Origin of the sequence: Microbacterium helvum (assembly GCF_014779795.1) — a bacterium.
GTDB lineage: Bacteria > Actinomycetota > Actinomycetes > Actinomycetales > Microbacteriaceae > Microbacterium > Microbacterium helvum.
The window spans coordinates 581,857-600,891 of sequence record NZ_JACXZS010000001.1; the positions used below are offsets into that span (position 1 = coordinate 581,857).

The following is a 19,035-nucleotide window of genomic DNA, read 5'->3' on the forward strand; positions in this document are numbered from 1 at the left end:
AGACTCTGGCCTGTGAGCGACACATCCGCGCCCGCCCGGGGCGCTGCCACCCTGCACGACGTCGCACGCGAGGCAGGCGTCTCGCTGGCCACCGCGTCGCGCGTGCTCAACGGCTCGACCCGCAAGGTCGCCGACAGCTACCGCGAGCGCGTCGAGGCCGCCGCCGAGAAGCTCGGCTATACGGCGAACCTGTCGGCGCAGGCGACCGCGCGTGGCACCGCCGCGATCGTGGCGCTGCTGGTCGCCGACATCGCCGACCCGTACTTCGGTCAGCTCGCCGCCGGCGTCGCCCGCGGCGCCGACGAGGCCGGGCTCGTCGTCACGATCGCCATCACCGAGCGCGACCCGCAGCGCGAGGTGCGGCTCGTCCGGGCGCTGCGGGGTCAGCGTCCGCGCGGACTCATCCTCGCGGCATCGCGCACCGAGGGCACCGATGCGGCCGGCCTCGACGCAGAGCTCCAGGCGTTCACGAACATGGGCGGCCGCGTCGCAGTCGTCGGCCCCGGTGGCGGCTCCGCCCGTCACGTCGCCCTCGACAACCGCGGCGGCGCGGCGGCGCTCGGCGCCGAGCTCGCACGCCTCGGGTATCGCGAAGCGGTCGTGGTGGCGGCATCCGAGGGGATCCGCACGTCCGACGACCGCGTCGCCGGGTTCACGCAGGGCTTCGCCTCGGGCGGCGGCAGCGTCCGCGAGGTGCGGCGCGGCGGCTTCACCCGCGACGCCGGGTACGAGACCGCGCAGCAGCTGCTTGCCGACGGCCTGCCCGAAGGCACCGTGGTCTTCGGCATCAGCGACGTCGTCGCGATCGGCGTCATGTCGGCGATCCGGGATGCCGGGCGCCAGGTGGGCGCCGACATCGCCGTCGCCGGATTCGACGACATCGCGACCGGTCGCGACATCCGCCCCGGCCTCACGACCGTCCACGTGCCGCTCGAAGAGCTGGGCTACCGCGCCCTGCACGCCGCGACCGACCCGGAGTGGGACGCCACCGAGCCGCCCCTGCCCCTCGAGGTCGTGGTGCGCGGCTCGACCCCCGCACGCGCCTGAGCCGCCGCGGCCGCGGCCGCCGGCATCCGTTCCTCTTCGCCGCCTCGGCGCGCCCCTCTTCACGCGATCCGAATATCGGACAATCCGCCGTTTTCCGGATCGTAGGGCGCCAGCACTCCGGAAAGCGCCGCCAAGTCCGATTTTCGGATCGCCGGGTGGATGCCGGGCGCCCTGGCCGCAGGAAGCGTTTCCTGTCCCGTTAGGCTGAGCCGACCGGAAGGAGACGCATGACTCGTCGCAACGACGGCACGACCCGCGTCACGATCGCCGATGTCGCGGCCCGCGCGGGCGTGTCGCTGTCGACCGTCTCGCGGGCGCTGAACGGCAATCCGACCGTGGACCCCGCGCTCGCGGAACGCGTCAAGGATGCCGCGGCCGCCCTCGACTACACCGCGAGCCCGGTCGCACGCAGCCTGGTGCTCGGCCGCACGCAGACCGTCGCGGTCGTGGTGCCCGACCTCGGCAACCCGACCTTCCAGGAGGTGCTGCGGGGACTCAGCCGCGCGGCGGCGGCCGACGACTACCACGTGCTGGTGGCGGACTCGGCGGAGTCCGTCGACGAGGAGCGCGTGCTCGCGGGAACCACCCGGCGTCGCACCGATGGCGTGATCCTGTGCGCCCCGCGCCTGCCACAGGACGAGCTCGACCGCCTGGTGGGCGGGCTCCGCCCGGTGGTGCTCATCAACCGGACCGCCGGCGAGGCCCCATCCGTGCGCGCCGACTACCGCAGCGCCCTGACCGCCGAGCTGGAACTGCTGCACGAGCTCGGCCACCGCCGCATCGTGTACCTCGCCGGTGCACCGCGCAGTGTCGCGAACGCCGCGCGTCTCGCGGCGATCGCCGAGTTCGTCGCAGAGCATCCCGACACCGAGGTCGCCGAGATCCCGTGCGGCGTCGACTTCGAGTCCGGCGCCTCGGCCGGCGCCGCGGTGCTGGCCTCGGGCGCCACGGCAGCGCTCGCCTTCAACGACCTCGTCGCGATGGGCCTGCTCAGCGCGGTGCAGGAGAGTGGATGCCGCATCCCGGCCGACCTCTCGATCATCGGATTCGACGACATCCCCTTCGCCCGGTACACGACTCCCCCGCTGACGACGGCCGCGGTGCCGGCTGCGGAACTCGGTGCTCAGGCCTGGGCGCGCATGCGCGAGCTGCTCGAAGGCGCCGAGCCTGGGGAGCCCCTGACTCTCCTCCCCGAGCTGACGGTGCGCGGCTCGACCGGTCCGGCGGCCTGACCTCCGCCGGTCGTTGAGCAAGCGGAGCGAGGCGAAACGGGTGGACCGCCCGTCGGACCCGGCCACTCCCGCGACGTAGGCGTCGTCCCCGGGTTCTCGAGAGCGTCTCGCGACGTTTCGTCTTCGCTCGTTCCTCGCTTCGCTCAACGACCAGGAGGAGGGCGTCGGGAAGCGTTTCCGTGATAGTCTGAGAAAACGTTTCCTGAAGGAGTGAGATGAGCCACCGCCGGTATGCCCTCGTGGGTGCGGGACACCGCGCTCAGATGTACGTCGATGCGATCATCGGGCGGTACGCCGATGATGCCGCGCTGGTGGCGATCTGCGAGCCGAACCCGGTGCGTGCGCAGTACTACGTCGACCGCGTCGTCGCGGCCGGCCACCCGGCCCCGGCAGTGTACGGGCCGGACGAGCTGGAGGCGATGATCCGCGAGCAGCGGGTCGAGCGTGTCGTGATCTGCGCACGCGACGACCTGCACGCCCCGCTCATCGTGCGGTCGCTGGATGCGGGCGCCGACGTCGTGGTCGAGAAGCCGCTCACGATCGACGGGCCCTCGGCGGCGGCCATCGAGGACGCGATCGACCGCACCGGTCGTGAGGTGGTGATCACGTTCAACTACCGCTACTCGCCGCGCAACTCCGCGCTGCGGCAGGTGATCCAGGACGGCACGATCGGGCAGGTCACCAGTGTGGACTTCTCGTGGGTGCTGGACACCAAGCACGGGGCGGACTACTTCCGCCGCTGGCACCGCGAGAAGGAGCACTCCGGCGGCCTGCTGGTCCACAAGGCCAGCCACCACTTCGACCTCGTGAACTGGTGGATCCGCTCGGCCCCGCGCCGCGTGTACGCCTCGGGCGGGCTGCGCTTCTACGGTGCCGAGAACGCGGCGGCACGAGGCATCCACGATCGTCCTTCCCGCGGCACCCACGACGGAGCCGACGCGTTCGAGCTCGACCTGCGGAACGACGAGCGGCTGAAGTCGCTGTACCTCGACGCCGAGCAGCACGACGGCTACCTGCGCGACCGCGACGTGTTCGGCGAGGGCATCACGATCGAAGACAACCTCGCGCTCGTGGTCGACTACGCCTCGGGCGCGACGCTCAGCTACTCGCTCAACGCCCACTCCCCGTGGGAGGGCTACCGGGTCGCGGTCAACGGCACCCTCGGCCGCGCCGAGCTGGAGGTCGTCGAACGCGGTGCCGTGCTCGCCGACGAGGGCCTGCACCCCGTGCTCGACCCGTCCGCCGTCCACGCCGGCGACTCCGGTTCGCTGCGCCCCGAGGGCGAGCGGCTCATCGTGCAGCGCCACTGGGAGGCCGCCTACGAGGTCCCGATCCTCGCAGCCGGAGATGGCGGCCACGGCGGCGGCGACGCCCTGCTGCTGGCCGACGTGTTCGAAGGGCCCGGCGAGGACCCGCTGGCCCGCCCCGCCGACTGGCGCGACGGCGTCCGCTCCATCGCCGTCGGCATCGCCGGAAACCGGTCCCTCGCCACCGGCCTGCCGGTCCAGGTCGCCGACCTCGGCATCCGCTTCCTCGCGTCCGACGCCGCCACGGCGGTCCGGGTATGACCCGCATCGCCGTGACCGGGGGCGCCGGCCGCCTCGGCCGCAGCCTCGTCGCAGGGCTCGCGGCATCCGGGCACGAGCTGGTCTCGCTCGATCGCGCCGTGTCGGATGCCCCCGAACTCGACGGTGTCGAGCAGGTCGGGATCGACCTGAGCGACGCGGATGCCACAGCCGCCGCCCTCGCTGAGACCCGGGCCGACGCACTCATCCACCTCGCCGCGATCGCCGTGCCGTTCAGCGCCCCCGAGGACGTCATCATGCGCACCAACGCCGGCCTGGCGGTGTCGGTGCTGGGCGGCGCCGTGAAGGCCGGCATCAGCCGCATCGTCGCGGCGTCGAGCCCGACCGTCCTGGGCTACGGCGCGCCGACGGGCTGGGTGCCCGACCGCTTCCCGCTCGACGAGCGCACCCCGCCGCGCCCCTGGAACGCCTACGCGCTGTCGAAGCTGCTGATCGAGCAGACGATAGCGATGCTGGCCCGCCAGACCGGCGAGGCGACCCGGTTCGCCGCGTTCCGCCCCTGTTACGTCATCGCGCCCGAGGAGTGGGCCGGTGCGCTCACCCAGCAGGGCCACACCGTGCAGGAGCGACTCGACGACCCGGCGCTGTCGGCGCCCGCGATCTTCAACTACGTCGACGCGCGCGATGTCGCGGTGTTCGCCGACACGCTGCTGGCAGCCCTTCCCGAGATCCCGAACGGCGAGACGTTCTTCGTCGCCGCCGACGATGCCCTGGCCCGCGAACCGCTCGCCGACCTCGTGCCCCGCTTCTACCCGGGCACCGAAGAGGTCGCGGCGGTGCTCACCGGCACGACCCCTGCCTTCTCGAACGCGAAAGCCCGAGATGTGCTGGGGTGGCGCCCCGCGCACTCGTGGCGCGGCGAGCTCGGCGGCGCTTCGACAGGCTCAGTGACCGCGTCCCACCCTCTCCCCGACCCCGCCCGAAAGGACGTGCTGGCGTGAACTTCGACGGCATCCTCTTCTTCCCCGTGACCCCGTTCGACGCACAGGACCGCGTCGATGAGGACCTGCTGCGGCAGCACCTCGAGACGACGCTCGCGCACGCGCCGGGCGGGGTGTTCCCCGCATGCGGCACGGGTGAGTTCCACGCGCTGTCGACCGACGAGGCCACCCGCGTCGTGCAGGTCGCGACCGAGACCGTCGCGGGGCGCGTACCCGTCGTCGCGGGCACCGGCGGTCCGCTCGGTCACGCGAAGGCGCTCGCGCGCGCGGCGGCCGACGCCGGCGCCGACGCGCTGCTCGTGCTGCCGCCGTACCTCGTGGGCGGACCGCAGGCGGGACTCGTGGCCTACGTCGAGGCGGTGGCGGCGGCATCCGATCTTCCCGTCGTGATCTACCACCGCGCCAACGCGCAGTTCTCGGCCGATTCGGTGCGCCGCCTCGCTCAGAACCCGAAGGTCGTCGGCTTCAAGGACGGCGTCGGCGACGTCGGCCTCGCGCAGCAGATCGTGCGCGCGGTGGCGGCCGAGGGTCGCGAGGATTTCGCGTTCTTCAACGGCCTGCTCACCGCCGAGCTGACGCAGGGCGCGTACCGCGGCATCGGCATCCCGCTGTACTCGTCGGCGGCCTTCGCGATGATCCCCGAGGTGGCGAACGCGTACTACCGCGCCTATGTCGCGGACGACGAGGAACGCCGCACCGCACTGCTCGACGGCTTCTACTCGCCGCTCGTGCGCCTGCGCGACGAGACCCCGGGCTTCGGCGTCTCGCTCATCAAGACCGGTCTGCGCCTGGGCGGCCTGCCCGTCGGCTCGGTGCGTGCGCCGCTGGTCGACCCGACTCCGGCCCAGCAGGACCGCCTCGCCGAGATCCTGGCCGCCGGGCGGGCGCTGCTGTGACCGCCTTCCGCGGGGGCGCGGATGCCGGCGGCACGACCCGCGCGGCGGCCGACGTCCGGGTGGCAGAGGTTGCGGCATCCCCACGCTCGACGGCGCCATCCGCGCCACCAGAGGAGCCGAGCACGACGATCGCGTCGCTCGACGCGCGGCTGATCCGGGTGCCGCTGACGCGGCCGTGGGCCGCGGACGTGACCTCGGTCGGAGTGATCGCGACACACCTCGTGCGCTCGGACGGCGCGGAGGGCTGGGGCTTCTCGTGGACCCCGCAGATCGGCGCGGAGGCGGTCCACGCCCTGCTCTCGCATGACATCGCGTCCTTCGCCGCGGGGCGCACCGCCGATCCGACCGCACTGTGGACCGATGCCTGGCGCCACCTGCACGAGGCGGGCGGCGGCGGAGTCACGACGATCGCGCTCGCGGGGCTCGACCTCGCCCTGTGGGATGCGGCCGCCCGCGCCCGCGCGCTGCCCGTCTCGGAGCTCATCGGGCGGCGGCGCGAGTCCGTCCGCTCCTACGGCTCGGGGGTCAACCTGCACTACACACAGGACGAGCTGGTCGCCCAGGTCCAGCGGTGGGTGGACGCCGGATTCGACGCCGTCAAGATCAAGGTCGGAAAGCCCGACGTGCGCGAGGATGCCGACCGGCTCGCCGCCGTCCGCGAGGTGCTCGGTGCGGACCGCGCGCTCATGATCGACGCGAACCAGCGGTGGGACCTCGACCGGGCGACGGCATCGATGGAGGTGCTCGCGGCGTACGCGCCCTCGTGGATCGAGGAGCCGCTGCGCGCCGACGACCTCACCGGCCACGCCGAACTCGCGCGCCGCCTGGCCGCGACGAGCGGCATCCCCATCGCCCTCGGCGAGAACGTGCACACGGCGTACCGGTTCGCGGAGTTCCTGCGGGCCGGTGCCGTGCAGATCGTGCAGCCCAACATCGTCCGCGTCGGAGGCATCACGCCCTTCCTGCGCATCGCCGAGATCGCCGTCGAACGCGGCGCCACCCTGCACCCGCACCTGCTGCCCGAGCTGTCGGGCCAGCTCGCCCTGACCCTGCCGGTCGCGCCGGGCGCGATCGCGCCGATGGCCGAGGACGTCGAGGACGCCGGCTTCGGTGCGCTCGGCGCGCTCGACGGCCCGTCGCCGGTGCGCATCGCCGACGCCACCCTCACCGAGACGCCGCACGTCGGCCTCGGCATCCGCTTCCGCTGACCCCGCTCGCCCCTCCTCCCACCAGGTTCATCCGTCACAGATGTACGCGAAACACGCGATCCGGCGTACATCTGTGACGGATGAACAGAGAAAAGGAACCCCGATGACCACCACGACCGAACTCGATGCCCTCACCGCCGCCGCGGCCGCCGCCGCCCCGGTGTGGCGCGCCGCCGACGCCGCCACCCGCGCCGCTTGGCTGCGCGCCGCGGCCGACACGCTCGACGCGCACATCGACGAGCTGGTCGCGATCGCCGATGCGGAGACCCGCTTGGGCGAGACCCGGCTACGTGGCGAGGTCGGCCGCACCACGGGCCAGCTGCGACTGTTCGCCACGGTCGTCGAAGAAGGCTCTTACCTCGAGCTCACGGTCGACGACGCCGATCCCGCAGCCGCACGCCCCGAGCTGCGTCGCATGCTGACCGGTGTCGGCCCGGTCGCCGTGTTCTCGGCATCCAACTTCCCCTTCGCGTTCTCGGTCGCCGGCGGCGACACCGCCTCGGCGCTCGCGGCGGGCAACCCGGTGATCGTCAAGGCGCACTCCGGTCACCCGCGCCTGTCGAAGCACACCGCCGCGCTCGTCGCCGAGGCGCTCGTCGCCGCCGGGGCGCCCGAAGGCTCGCTCGCGCTGGTCGAAGGCCGCGAGGCCGGCAACGCGCTCGTGCAGCATCCCGTGATCCAGGCGGCGGGCTTCACCGGCTCGCTCGGCGGCGGCCGGGCGCTGTTCGACCTCGCGTCCGGTCGGCCCGACCCCATCCCGTTCTACGGCGAGCTCGGCTCGGTGAACCCCGTGGTGATCACGCCGGCCGCCGTCGCAGCGCGAGGCGAGGCGCTGGCGCAGGGCCTCGTGGGGTCGTTCACGCTCGGCGTCGGGCAGTTCTGCACCAAGCCCGGCGTGGTGTTCGTGCCCGCCGGCGCGGGATTCGAAGACCTCGTCGCACGCTTCGCGACGGGCGCGTCGGGTGGGCCGCTGCTCACCGAGCGCATCACCGAGGCCTTCCCGTCGGGGGTCGCCCACCTGGAGTCCGACCCGTCGGTGGCGATCGTCGCACAGGGCGTCGAGGCGGAGCCGGGAGCTGCGCAGCCGGTCGTGCTGTCGACGGCTGCCGCAGCCGTCGCCGCCCGTCCGTCGGTGCTGCTGGAGGAGTGCTTCGGGCCGGTGACGCTGCTCGTGCGGTACTCGTCGCAGGACGAGCTGCACGCGGCGCTGGAGGCGGTGCCGGGATCGCTCACCGCGACCCTGCACGCCGAGCCCTCGGACGACGTGTCGGACGTGCTGGAGGTGCTGACCCGCAAGGCCGGCCGAGTGCTGTTCGCGGGATGGCCGACCGGCGTGGCGGTCACCTGGTCGCAGCACCACGGTGGTCCGTGGCCGGCCACGACCTCGCTGCACACCTCGGTCGGCGCCACCGCGGTCCGCCGGTTCCTGCGCCCCGTGGTGTTCCAGGACGCCCCCGCGGCCCTGCTGCCCGAGGTGCTGCGCGACGAGTCGCTCGCCCGCCTGCCCCACCGCCGCAACGGCGTGCTGCAGGTCCCCTGAACGCCTCCGAACCCGGTCGTTGAGCGAGCGGGGCGGGTCCTCGAGAACGGCTCACCGCGTTTCGTCTTCGCTCGTTCCTCGCTCTGCGGGGCGACCAGGGTGGTCAGAGCCAGCGCTTGAGCTTGAAGACGCCGTACAGCCCGAACCCGAGGCCGACCATCATGAGGAGGGCGAGCGGGTAGCCGAAGGTCCAGTGCAGCTCGGGCATGTGGTCGAAGTTCATGCCGTAGACGGTGCCGATGAGGGTCGGCGCGAAGAGGATCGCCGCCCATGACGAGATGCGCTTGATCTCTTCGTTCTGAGCGAGCCCGGCCTCGCTCATGCGCCGCATCTCTTCGTTCTGGCGCTGCGCCACGAGCGTGGACTGCACGTTGAGCGCGTTCTCGAGGATCGAACGGAAGGCACCCGCCCGCTCCACGATGCGCAGCACGTGGTCGAGCACGTCACGCAGATAGCGCTGCAGCTCGAGGTCGACGGCGTACTTGTCGGAGCCGCGGCGCAGCGCCTCGAGCATCCCGGCGAGCGGCTGCGTCGCCCGCTGGAAGTCGATGACCTCGCGCGAGAGGTCGTAGATGCGGCGCGACACCGCCTCGACGTCCGCGTCGGCGTTGCCGAACAGCTGGTCCTCGATCTCGTCGATGTCGTTCTCGAGACCGGCGATCACCGGCCCGTACTCGTCGACGACCTCGTCGAGCACGGCGTACAGCACCGCCTCCGGCCCCATCGCGAGCAGTCCGGGGGCCGCTTCGAGCCGGCGGCGCACCTTGCCGAGATTCGGCGCCTCGGCGTGCCGGATGGTCACCACGAAGTCGGGCCCGACGAACACGTGCAGCTCGCCGAACTCGACCTGCTCCGCGGCGTCGAGATAGCGGGCAGGCCGCAGCACGACGAACAGCGTGTCGCCGTAGCGCTCCAGCTTGGACCGCTGGTGGCCGGTCAGCGCGTCTTCGACGGCGAGCGGATGCAGGTCGAACTCATCGGCGATCGAGCGCACCTCGTCGGCGCGCGGACGGTACAGGCCGATCCAGGCCATTCCGCCGCGGTCGCGCATGACCTCGTACGTCTCGTTCAGGTTCGCCGGGTCCTGTGTGCGTCGCCCCTGGACGTACACGGCGTTGTCGATCAGGGCCATCATGATTCACCTCGATTGCTCGCGTCGGCACGGCGCCGAGGCGCCGCGGATTCAGGCGCGCGCACAGCGCGCACCGGCGCCACCGCTCGCGACGAGGGATCAGTGCATCGAGATGCCGACCAGCGAAGACGAGACGGTGGCGCGGCTACTATCACTGGACATCGCGCATCACCTGCCTTCCTGGTCGATCGGCCGAAACGGCCTCCGCCACCTTAGGTGACCTCGCCCGAGAGGTCAACCGACGTCACCCGAGTGCGCGGGCGAGCTGCGCGCCGGCCGCGGTGAGCCATCGCACCGGTTCGCCCATCGCCCCCTCGCCCGATCCCGCGAGCGCCGTGAGAGAGGCGGTCGCGGCGAAGCCCGAGACATCGGCGTCAGACGCGATGCGGCCCGCGACGAGGGCGACCGGCACGCCCGCCGCGGCGGCGAGCGCGCCGACGTGAGCGGGCACCTTGCCCGCGGCCGACTGCCCGTCGTACGAGCCTTCGCCGGTGAGGACGATGGATGCCGCACCGATCGCGTCGCCCAGCCCCACCAGTTGCGCGACCGCCGCCGATCCGGGCACGAGCTGTGCGCCCCATGCCAGCAGCCCGAAGCCGGTGCCGCCGGCCGCGCCTGCGCCGGCGGCATCCCGGTCCGCTCCCGGTGCGGCCTCGGCGATCGCGTCAGCGAACCGTTCGAGGGCTGCGTCGAGCGCCGCGACGTCGGAGGGCGACGCCCCCTTCTGCGGGCCGAACACTGCGGCGGCACCGCGTGCCCCGAGCAGCGGGTTCGTCACGTCGCTCAGCACGGTCACTCCGCCGGCGGGCAGCGCGGCGAGCGCCGACAGGTCGACGGTCGCGACATCCGCGAGCCCCCGCGCGCCGTCGACGATCGGCTGCCCGGCCGCGTCGGCGAATCGCGCCCCGAGAGCCGTGAGCATGCCGGCGCCGCCATCTGTGGACGAGCTCGACCCGATGCCCAGCACGAGTCGCGACACCCCGTGGTCGAGGGCGGCGGCGATGGCCTGGCCGAAGCCGCGCGTGTGCGCATCGAAGGGACGCAGCCTCGGCGGCGTGCCGAGCATCTCGATGCCGCTCGTGCTCGCGAGTTCGACGACGCCGGTGCCGCCCGGAGTCCCGGGCGTCGGAGGCAGCAGCACCCACGAGGCCGCCACGTCGAGGCCTTCCGGGCCGGTGACGGTCACGGACATGCGGCGCGCGCCCGGCACGGCGGCGGCGAACGCGGCGACCGTGCCTTCGCCGCCGTCGGCCATGGGCAGCAGCCGCAGAGCATCGGACGGACGTTCAGTGCGCCAACCCGCCGCCAGGGCCTCGGCGACGGCTGCCGCGGCGACGGTGCCCTTGAACGAATCCGGGGCGATCACGACAGTGTGGGCCATGCGTATTCCTCCTGCGGCGGGAAAGCGTTATCCTGCAGAACATGGTACCCACGGATCGGTCTGCAACCGAGGCTCCCCGCGTCGTCATCGCCACCGGAACCGGTCGCTACGCCGACCCCTGGCATCCATTCTCGGCGACGTCCTCCCGGATCTCCGACATCCTGCGCGCCGACGGCTGGGAGGCCGTCATCGACGAGGACGTCGACCATGCGCTCGCCCATCTGGAGGGCGCGGACCTGCTCATCGTCAACGCCGGCGACCCCTGGCGGGACGGAGGCGCTCCGCACGCCGACGCCGCAGCCGAGGCCGGGCTCGCCGCGGCGATCGCGCGCGGCATCGGGCTGATCGGCGTCCACGCGGCGCTGTCGAGCCTGCGCGACCACCCCGCGTGGCGCAAGGCGATCGGGGGCGAGTGGGTTCCGGGTACCTCGTGGCACCCGCCGATCGGCGAGGCCCGCGTGCGCGTCGTCGACGCCGACCACGACATCACCGGCGACGCCGCACACCTCGACGTGTTCGACGAGCGCTACAGCGACCTGATCGTCGATCCGGGCGCCCGTGTGCTCGCCGTGCACGACGTCGACGGCGCCGAGCACGCCGCGGTATGGGTCCGCGAGCAGCCGACGCGCTGCGTCGTCTCGTCGCTCGGCCACGACGAACGCGCGTACGACTCCCCCGCCGTGGCCGCCCTGCTGCAGCGCGCCGCCCGCTGGGCCGCCCGCGTCTGAGCGGCCCCTGCGACAGGCAACAGCGCGGCCTCGGCGTGCCGCATCCATCGCATCCTCGACTGAGGACGTGAGCCGGATCGCGGGCCGTAGCGCCTGATCCGCTCCGCAGCCCGGCAGATCTCCTCAGCTGAGGGAGCACGAGGATGCCGCCGCCCGGGGCTCCCCGGCGCGGCCTCGGAATCGGCACGCAGACAGGCATCCGAACCGCCCCGGGACGAGGCATCCATCCGCACCCGGCACAATGGAACGCGAAACCCGCCCCCGACCCGACGGAGTGACATGTCCTGGCTCGTGACCGGAGGCGCCGGCTACATCGGCGCCCACATCGTCCGCGCGCTCGCCGATGCGGGCCTGGCGTCCGTCGTCGTCGACGACCTCTCCAGCGGACACGCCGAGTTCGTGCCCGAGGGCGTCCCGTTCGTGAACGGCTCGATCCTCGACACCGCGCTCGTCGAGAGCACGCTGCGCGAGCACGGCGTCGTGGGCGTCATCCACCTGGCCGGGTTCAAGTACGCCGGCGTCTCGGTGCAGCGCCCGCTGCACACGTACGCGCAGAACGTCGAGGGCACCCGCTCGCTGCTGGAGGCCATGCAGGCCGCCGCGGTGTCGAACCTCGTCTTCTCGTCATCGGCTGCGGTCTACGGGACCCCCGACGTGCCGCTCGTGACCGAGGACCTGCCCAAGCGCCCCGCCTCGCCCTACGGCGAGTCGAAGCTCATCGGCGAGTGGCTCATCCGCGACCAGGGCATCGCGACCGCCGACACGCAGCACCCGCTGCGCCACACCGCGCTGCGCTACTTCAACGTCGTCGGATCGGGCGACCCGTCGGTGTACGACACGAGCCCGCACAACCTGTTCCCGCTCGTGTTCGAGGCGCTGATCGAGGGCCGCACACCGCGGATCAACGGCGACGACTACAACACCCCCGACGGCACCAATGTGCGCGACTACGTGCACGTCGCCGACATCGCGGCCGCCCACGTGGCCGCGGCGAAGCGTCTGCTGGCCGGCGAGCCCCTCGAGCCGGCCTACAACCTCGGCTCGCAGAACGGTCTGAGCGTGCGCGAGATCATGGACGCCATGGCGCGCGTCACCGGCATCGACTTCACCCCCGAGATCGCGCCCCGCCGCCCCGGCGACCCCGACCGCATCGTCGCCACCGGCGAGCTCGCCGCGCGCGACCTGGACTGGAAGAACCGCTACACCGTCGACGAGATGGTCCGCACCGGCTGGGAGGCCCGCCGCAACGCCGGCTGACCCCTTCGTGCGATGACGGATGCCGGCGGCCGGGCGCCGGCATCCACTCCGCGTTCAGCCGTAGAGATTCGCCGGCACTTGTGGGCAGGTCGCCGTGAGGCGACCCAGATCGCTCTCAACGATCGCGATGTCTTCGTAAGGCGACCATTGCCCACCGCTCTGAAGGAACACCTGCTCACTCGGCGGCTCGGCCGAGCTCGTATACCCCTCGCGACGCAAGCATTCGAGAAGTTCGCCGGACCGGTAGTCATACAACGTTCGCAACTGTTCGATGGAGAGCGGCGTCATGTATTTCTGCTCGACCGGATACTGCATCTCACATGTGTAGATCGCGAGGTTCAGATTCTTCGCGACCGCGGCGTCGCCGGTTGGTGGGTACGAAAGCCCCTCGCCGTCGGCCGTGAACTCGACGTCGTACCCAGCCTCGCGCAGGCAGTCGCGTTGCGTCGGCGCCCACTCATCAAGCGCGATGAAGCGAACCAGGTCAACATCGGGCGGATCATCGATTCCATAGCTCGCCGCGAGTGCGCGCGCATTCTCTGCGAGGTATGCGGCGGAATCAGAGTCCTTCACCGCCGTCTGCTCGGCGGGCGCAGCGGCGCACGCCGAGCAGACGGAAACGAGGACAACACTCAACGCCGCCAAGCATCGCCATCTTACGTTCCGCAATACGCCGTCCCGATCTGGATGTCGCCACCGATTCCCGTCAAGAACGTCCTCCAGTCGGGGACGCTGGTGCCGTGATTAGTCCATCGGTAGGTGTACGTGGAACCATTGTTCCACGACCCGTAGACGGTGACGCCGGACTGATGGTTGACCTGACCTGTCGCCTTCGACTGAACGTTGACGTAGGGTTGCGGCGGGGTTCCGCATGTCTTCGCGCCGCCGCTGAAGCTCGTCGCGGCCGATGCCGTTGTGGCCGCCCCTCCCATTGCGAGCGCGGCCGCGAGCAGCAATGCTATGCCTGCGCGCGAATGCATCTTCTTCATTCGAACTCCCTCGAGATTTGGCCTGGTCGTGGTCACCATCCTTGGGGGGGCGTCGCCTTGGTTGTCAACGCCTGACAAGCAGAACATCTGCAAGAACATCCGCTCCTATTCCGAATAGCGCATGCGACCGCGCGCGGGCGCGGTGCTCTCGCGCACCACCAGCCTCGTCGGCACCGTATCGAACGCGGCCGCCGCGCCCGCCTCGATGCCGTCGACCAGCGCCGCGACCGCGCGGGCGCCGAGCGCGTCGAAGTCTTGGCGCACGGTCGTGAGCGGCGGACGGTAGTCGGCGGCATCCGCGACGTCGTCGAAGCCGACGACACTCACATCACCCGGCACGGCGCGGCCCACCTCGGCGACGCCCCGCAGCAGCCCGAGCGCCATCTGGTCGTTCGCGGCGAACACGGCTGTCGCGCCCGCCGCAAGAAGAAGGGATGCCGCACCGTGCCCCGACGCCGCCGTCCAGTCTCCGCGCACCAGGTCGGGCACGGGAACTCCGGCCGCGTCGAGGGCGGCCCGCCAGCCGCGTTCACGCTCGGCCGCCGCGAACGAGCCGGCGGGACCGGCGAGGTGATGCACGGTGCGGTGGCCGAGGTCGAGCAGGTGCCGGACGGCCGATTCGGCTCCCCCGGCGTGATCGGTGACGACGACACCGAAGCGCTCGTCGCGGGGCGAGTCGACGACCACGAGCCGCAGTCCGGCCGTCCGCAGGTCGGAATCACGCACGCGCCCGGTCGCCTCATTCAGCACGATCGCGCCATCGACGCCCTGGTCGGCGAGCCGTTCGAAGGCGCCGGCCACAGACGCTTCGGGGCCGAGCGTCACGACCGTGAGAGCGTAGCCGCGCGAGGCCGCGGCATCCGCCACCGCCTGCAGCATGCGCGAGTTCCCGACCGACGCGAGCGTCGACACGACCAGGCCGAGCGTCTGGGTGCGCCCGGTGCGCAGCGCGCGCGCAGCCCGGTGGGGGCGGTAGCCGAGCTCGGCCATCGCGGTCTCGACGCGGGCGCGGGTCTCGGGATCGACGCGCGGGCTGCCGTTGACGACGCGCGACACCGTCTGTCCCGAGACACCCGCGCGCTCGGCGACGTCGGCCATCGAGACGCGCCTGTCCACCATGTGCACCTTTCTGCCGGGGCAGTGCCGCTCAGCTCGGCCGGCGGCATCCACACCTCTCCGACGGCGGGCCGTTCCGAAGTCTGCGGGCGCCATCCGATGTTGACGCTAACATAGCGCCTTGATTAGCATGTTGACGTGAACACACCTGAGTCCGGGACGGATCCCGTCGTGCTCGGCGCCGGCGTCGTCAAGCGCCCGACGCGCCTGGCAGACGGGCGCGAGCTGATCTATTACGACGACCCCGACACGACGCTCGGGCCGGAGCGGGCGATCGATGCCCGCGAGCTCGGACCGCGACCCGAGACCGCCACGATGCGCCGCGACGTCCTCACCGGCGACTGGGTGTCGATCGCCGCGGCGCGCCAGAACCGCGCCTTCCTGCCGCCCGCCGAGCTCGACCCGCTCGCGCCGCAGACGCCCACCAACCCCTCCGAGATCCCCTCGCGCTACGACGTCGCGGTGTTCGAGAACAAGTCGCCGTCGTTCGGGCCCGCGCTCGCGGAGGCCCTCGGCGACGCGCCGGCCGCAGCCGATGCCCCGCACGGCCTCGACGACCTCGACGCGCCCGGCCTCGGCCGCACGCGTACGAGCGTCGGCCGCTGCGAGGTCGTGTGCTTCAGCCCCGAGCACTCCGGATCATTCGGATCGCTCACCCAGACCCGCGCGCGCACCGTCATCGAAGCGTGGGCCGATCGCACCGCGGCACTGTCGGCGCTGCCGGGCATCGAGCAGGTGTTCCCGTTCGAGAACCGCGGCGAGGCCATCGGCGTCACGCTCCCCCACCCGCACGGGCAGATCTACGCCTACCCGTACATCACGCCGCGCACGACGAGCCTGCTGGCCTCGATCGACCGCGAAGGCCCCGACCTTTTCGCGCGCATCCTCGACTTCGAGCGCGCGGGCGACCGCGTGATCCTCGCGGGCGAGCACTGGACGGCGTTCGTGCCGTTCGCCGCTCGGTGGCCGATCGAGATCCACCTGCTGCCGCACCGGCACGTCGCCGACTTCGCCGAGACCACGGGCGCCGAGCGCGACGAGCTCGCGCCCCTGTACCTGCGCCTGCTGCGCGGCGTCGACGCGCTCTACGACTCTCCGACGCCGTACATCGCGGCGTGGCACCAGGCGCCGGTGCACCGCGGCCGCGACACGGCCCGCCTGCACCTGCAGCTGACGTCGCCGCGCCGCGCCGCCGACAAGCTCAAGTTCCTCGCCGGATCCGAGGCCGCCATGGGCGCCTGGATCGGCGACATCCCGCCCGAGGCGGCCGCCGCGAAGCTGCGCGAGGCTGTCGAAACCATCCCCGAGGAGACCCTGTGACCGCCGCCATCGCCCGCAACACGATCGATGCCGCCCGCGCGCTGTTCGCCGAGCGCTTCGACGCCGAGCCCGTCGGCACATGGTCATCGCCCGGCCGCGTCAACCTGATCGGCGAGCACACCGACTACAACGACGGCTTCGTGCTGCCGTTCGCGATCCAGCACCGCACGCACGTGGCGCTCGCGCCGCGCACCGACGGCGTGTTCCGCGTGCGCGTGGCGTCGACGTTCGACGACACGACCGCCGAGGTCGCACTCGATGCGCTGGACGTCGTCTTCCCCGACCAGCGTGACGACGTGCCCGAATGGGCGCGGTACCCCCTGGGCGTCGCGTGGGCGCTGCTGGCGGCATCCGGAACCGATCCCGCCGACGTGACCGGCGTCGACCTCGCGTTCGCGTCCGATGTCCCGGTGGGCGCCGGGCTCTCGTCGTCGGCGGCGATCGAGGGCGCGACGGCCGTCGCGCTCGCCGACACGTGGGGCCTGGAGCTCGACCGCGTCGCCCTCGCGAAGATCGGTCGCCGCGCCGAGAACGAGGCCGTCGGAGCACCGACCGGCATCATGGACCAGATGGCGTCGCTGCTCGGCCGCCCCGACGCCGCGATCTTCCTCGACTGCCGGTCGCTGCAGGCCGAGGTGGTCGACCTGGGCTTCGCCGAGGCCGGGCTGGAGCTCGTCGTCATCGACACGAACGTCAAGCACTCCCACGCGACCGGCGGGTACGGCGAGCGCCGTGCCGCCTGCGAGCGCGGAGCTGCGGCGCTGGGGGTGCCGGCGCTGCGCGACGTGTCGGTCGACGACCTGCCGCGCCTGGCCGAGCTCGTCGACGACGTCACGTTCCGCCGTGTGCGCCACGTCGTGACCGAGAACCAGCGCGTGCTCGACACCGTCCGAACGCTGCGCGAGCAGGGCCCGACCGCGATCGGCGACCTGCTCGTCGCGTCGCACGCGTCGATGCGCGACGACTTCGAGATCTCGGTGCCCGAGCTCGACGCCGCCGTCGAGGCGGCGCTGTCGGCCGGCGCGATCGGCGCCCGCATGACCGGCGGCGGCTTCGGCGGCGCCGCGATCGCCCTCGTCGCGCACGACCGCGTCGACGCGGTGAGGGATGCCGCCACCGCCGCGTTCTCGGCGGCCGGCTTCGCGGCCCCGACGATCTTCACGGTCACGCCGTCGGTCGGGGCAGCGCGCGACTGAGCTCGTCGCCGTCGGGCCGGTTCTCGAGAGCGGCTCGCCACGTTTCGTCTCCGCTCGTTCCTCGCTCCGCTCAACGACCGAGATCCCGCTCGTTGAGCGAGCGGAGCGAGACGAAACGCCGCGAGCCACCCGTCGGAGCCAAGCACTCCGCCACCGCAGGCGAAGAACCGGCTTCTCCAGAGCGGCCCACCACGTTTCGTCTCCGCTCGTTCCTCGCTCCGCTCAACGACCGAGATCCCGCTCGTTGAGCGAGCGGAGCGAGACGAAACGCCGCACGCCGCTCATCGGACGCAGGCACCTGCGCGACCGATGCGCGGGGGCGGCTCCCCGAGAACGGCTCGCGACGTTTCGTCTTCGCTCGTTCCTCGCTCCGCTCAACGACCGCGTAGGGCTGAACGGGGCGTGAACGGTCGTCTCGCGGCGACACACGCACTGGCGGCGAGAGGTGCCGCGGCCTAGCGTCGGACGCAGGGCCGCGGCATCCCTCCCTCGCGGTCCGGAAGGAGCGATCGTGGCGTACATCACCGTCGGGACCGAGAACTCGGTGGACGTCGACCTCTACTACACCGACCAGGGACCGGCCGAGGCGCAGCCCGTGGTGCTGGTCCACGGGTTCCCGCTGAACGGCGAGTCCTGGGGCAAGCAGCAGGCGGCCCTGCTGGACGCCGGCTATCGAGTGATCGCGTACGACCGCCGCGGGTTCGGCGCCTCGACGAAGGCCGGCGACGGGTACGACTACGACACGTTCGCCGCCGACCTGCACGCGCTCATCGAGGACCTCGACCTGCACGACGCGGTCCTCGTGGGCTTCTCGATGGGAACCGGCGAGATCGCCCGCTACCTGTCGCGCTACGGCTCGGGGCGCGTCGCGAAGGCCGCATTCCTCGGCTCGCTCGAGCCGTTCCTACTGATCACCGACGACAACCCCGACGGCGCGGGGCCTCAGGACTTCTTCGACGGCATCGCTCAGTCGGTGCGCGAGGACCGCTACGCGTTCGTCGCCGGCTTCTTCAAGGACTTCTACAACCTCGACGACACGCTCAGCTCGCGCATCTCGCAGCAGGCGCTCGACGCGAGCGTGCAGGTCGCCAATCTCGCCGGGAACACCGCGATCGCCGCCGCGCCGCTCACGTGGCCCACCGACTTCCGGGCCGACATCCCCGCGATCGACGTGCCGACGCTCATCCTGCACGGCACGGCACGGCCGACAACATCCTGCCGATCGACAAGACGGCACGGCGCTTCCGCGAGCTGCTGCCGAACGCGGTCTACGTCGAGCTCGAGGGCGCGCCCCACGGCCTGCTGTGGACCCACGGCGCCGAGGTGAACGAGGCTCTGCTGGCCTTCCTCGCGCGCTGACCGGGACCGCGCCGCACGGCATTCCCAATGCATGCCCCGGCCGTAGTCCGGCCGTGGCGCAGTCGGCCTGTCGAAGGTGCGCACTCGTGTCGCGAACGAGCGGATGC

16 protein-coding genes and 1 pseudogene are annotated in these 19,035 nt (G+C 72.1%); 12 read left to right on the forward strand and 5 right to left on the reverse strand.

Features of this window, described 5'->3' with window-relative positions:
* The first annotated feature begins 12 nt into the window (after window positions 1-12).
* The 7 genes from IF188_RS02580 (at window position 13) to IF188_RS02610 (ending at window position 8,450) form a co-directional block, all read left to right on the forward strand.
* Entirely contained in the window at window positions 13-1,047 is a 1,035-nt protein-coding gene (locus IF188_RS02580; protein ID WP_191170193.1) for a LacI family DNA-binding transcriptional regulator, read from the forward strand.
* 227 nt (window positions 1,048-1,274) lie between these two features.
* A complete protein-coding gene (locus IF188_RS02585) occupies window positions 1,275-2,279 on the forward strand; it encodes a LacI family DNA-binding transcriptional regulator (protein WP_191170194.1) in 1,005 nt (334 codons plus the stop codon).
* 215 nt (window positions 2,280-2,494) lie between these two features.
* Window positions 2,495-3,847 (forward strand): Gfo/Idh/MocA family protein, encoded by a 1,353-nt coding sequence (locus tag IF188_RS02590; protein ID WP_191170195.1) that lies wholly within the window; start codon window positions 2,495-2,497, stop codon window positions 3,845-3,847.
* On the forward strand, window positions 3,844-4,806 hold the full coding sequence (locus IF188_RS02595; RefSeq protein WP_191170196.1) for an NAD-dependent epimerase/dehydratase family protein: 963 nt from the start codon (window positions 3,844-3,846) through the stop codon (window positions 4,804-4,806). The genes IF188_RS02590 and IF188_RS02595 overlap by 4 nt, the downstream gene beginning before the upstream one ends.
* Window positions 4,803-5,702 carry a 5-dehydro-4-deoxyglucarate dehydratase gene (locus IF188_RS02600; protein ID WP_191170197.1) on the forward strand — a complete coding sequence of 300 codons (900 nt, stop codon included), beginning with the start codon at window positions 4,803-4,805 and terminating at the stop codon, window positions 5,700-5,702. The genes IF188_RS02595 and IF188_RS02600 overlap by 4 nt, the downstream gene beginning before the upstream one ends.
* A 128-nt stretch (window positions 5,703-5,830) precedes the next feature.
* Entirely contained in the window at window positions 5,831-6,910 is a 1,080-nt protein-coding gene (locus tag IF188_RS02605) for a mandelate racemase/muconate lactonizing enzyme family protein (RefSeq protein WP_396652733.1), read from the forward strand.
* 40 nt (window positions 6,911-6,950) lie between these two features.
* Window positions 6,951-8,450, forward strand: coding sequence for an aldehyde dehydrogenase (NADP(+)) (locus IF188_RS02610; RefSeq protein WP_191170198.1), 1,500 nt, complete (start codon window positions 6,951-6,953; stop codon window positions 8,448-8,450).
* Between the two features lie 103 nt (window positions 8,451-8,553).
* Here IF188_RS02610 and IF188_RS02615 read toward each other — a convergent pair whose 3' ends face one another.
* Both IF188_RS02615 and IF188_RS02620 read right to left on the reverse strand, forming a co-directional pair.
* Window positions 8,554-9,582 (reverse strand): magnesium and cobalt transport protein CorA, encoded by a 1,029-nt coding sequence (locus IF188_RS02615; RefSeq protein ID WP_191170319.1) that lies wholly within the window; start codon window positions 9,580-9,582, stop codon window positions 8,554-8,556.
* A gap of 244 nt (window positions 9,583-9,826) precedes the next feature.
* A complete protein-coding gene (locus IF188_RS02620; protein ID WP_191170199.1) occupies window positions 9,827-10,963 on the reverse strand; it encodes a glycerate kinase in 1,137 nt (378 codons plus the stop codon).
* A gap of 41 nt (window positions 10,964-11,004) precedes the next feature.
* On the opposite strand from IF188_RS02620, the gene IF188_RS02625 reads away from it, so the two are divergent.
* On the forward strand, window positions 11,005-11,691 hold the full coding sequence (locus IF188_RS02625) for a ThuA domain-containing protein (protein ID WP_191170200.1): 687 nt from the start codon (window positions 11,005-11,007) through the stop codon (window positions 11,689-11,691).
* A gap of 279 nt (window positions 11,692-11,970) precedes the next feature.
* On the forward strand, window positions 11,971-12,948 hold the full coding sequence (galE, locus tag IF188_RS02630) for a UDP-glucose 4-epimerase GalE (RefSeq protein WP_191170201.1): 978 nt from the start codon (window positions 11,971-11,973) through the stop codon (window positions 12,946-12,948).
* Between the two features lie 54 nt (window positions 12,949-13,002).
* On the opposite strand, the gene IF188_RS02635 is transcribed toward galE, so the two are convergent.
* The 3 genes from IF188_RS02635 to IF188_RS02645 all read right to left on the reverse strand — a co-directional run bounded on the left by IF188_RS02635 (window position 13,003) and on the right by IF188_RS02645 (window position 15,056).
* Window positions 13,003-13,593, reverse strand: coding sequence for a hypothetical protein (locus IF188_RS02635; protein ID WP_224751292.1), 591 nt, complete (start codon window positions 13,591-13,593; stop codon window positions 13,003-13,005).
* Between the two features lie 11 nt (window positions 13,594-13,604).
* Window positions 13,605-13,937, reverse strand: a complete 333-nt coding sequence (locus tag IF188_RS02640; protein WP_191170203.1) for a hypothetical protein — start codon at window positions 13,935-13,937, stop codon at window positions 13,605-13,607.
* A gap of 105 nt (window positions 13,938-14,042) precedes the next feature.
* Complete coding sequence (locus IF188_RS02645) at window positions 14,043-15,056, reverse strand: LacI family DNA-binding transcriptional regulator (protein ID WP_224751293.1); 1,014 nt, start codon at window positions 15,054-15,056, stop codon at window positions 14,043-14,045.
* 135 nt (window positions 15,057-15,191) lie between these two features.
* Between IF188_RS02645 and galT the strand changes: the two genes are divergently transcribed.
* From galT to IF188_RS02660, 3 genes and pseudogenes are all read left to right on the forward strand, one after another.
* Entirely contained in the window at window positions 15,192-16,373 is a 1,182-nt protein-coding gene (galT, locus tag IF188_RS02650) for a galactose-1-phosphate uridylyltransferase (protein ID WP_191170204.1), read from the forward strand.
* A complete protein-coding gene (galK, locus tag IF188_RS02655; protein WP_318152733.1) occupies window positions 16,370-17,569 on the forward strand; it encodes a galactokinase in 1,200 nt (399 codons plus the stop codon). The genes galT and galK overlap by 4 nt, the downstream gene beginning before the upstream one ends.
* A gap of 511 nt (window positions 17,570-18,080) precedes the next feature.
* Window positions 18,081-18,928 (forward strand): annotated as a pseudogene (locus IF188_RS02660) (alpha/beta fold hydrolase).
* Window positions 18,929-19,035 lie beyond the last annotated feature (107 nt).

Coding starts and splice junctions, on each gene's coding strand:
- IF188_RS02645 (WP_224751293.1), bottom strand. CDS start 15,056: ATGGTGGACAGGCGCGTCTCGATGGCCGACGTCGCCGAGCGCGCGGGT.
- IF188_RS02610 (WP_191170198.1), top strand. CDS start 6,951: ATGTACGCGAAACACGCGATCCGGCGTACATCTGTGACGGATGAACAG.
- IF188_RS02625 (WP_191170200.1), top strand. CDS start 11,005: ATGGTACCCACGGATCGGTCTGCAACCGAGGCTCCCCGCGTCGTCATC.
- IF188_RS02615 (WP_191170319.1), bottom strand. CDS start 9,582: ATGGCCCTGATCGACAACGCCGTGTACGTCCAGGGGCGACGCACACAG.
- IF188_RS02620 (WP_191170199.1), bottom strand. CDS start 10,963: ATGGCCCACACTGTCGTGATCGCCCCGGATTCGTTCAAGGGCACCGTC.
- IF188_RS02590 (WP_191170195.1), top strand. CDS start 2,495: ATGAGCCACCGCCGGTATGCCCTCGTGGGTGCGGGACACCGCGCTCAG.
- IF188_RS02595 (WP_191170196.1), top strand. CDS start 3,844: ATGACCCGCATCGCCGTGACCGGGGGCGCCGGCCGCCTCGGCCGCAGC.
- IF188_RS02640 (WP_191170203.1), bottom strand. CDS start 13,937: ATGAAGAAGATGCATTCGCGCGCAGGCATAGCATTGCTGCTCGCGGCC.
- IF188_RS02585 (WP_191170194.1), top strand. CDS start 1,275: ATGACTCGTCGCAACGACGGCACGACCCGCGTCACGATCGCCGATGTC.
- galE (WP_191170201.1), top strand. CDS start 11,971: ATGTCCTGGCTCGTGACCGGAGGCGCCGGCTACATCGGCGCCCACATC.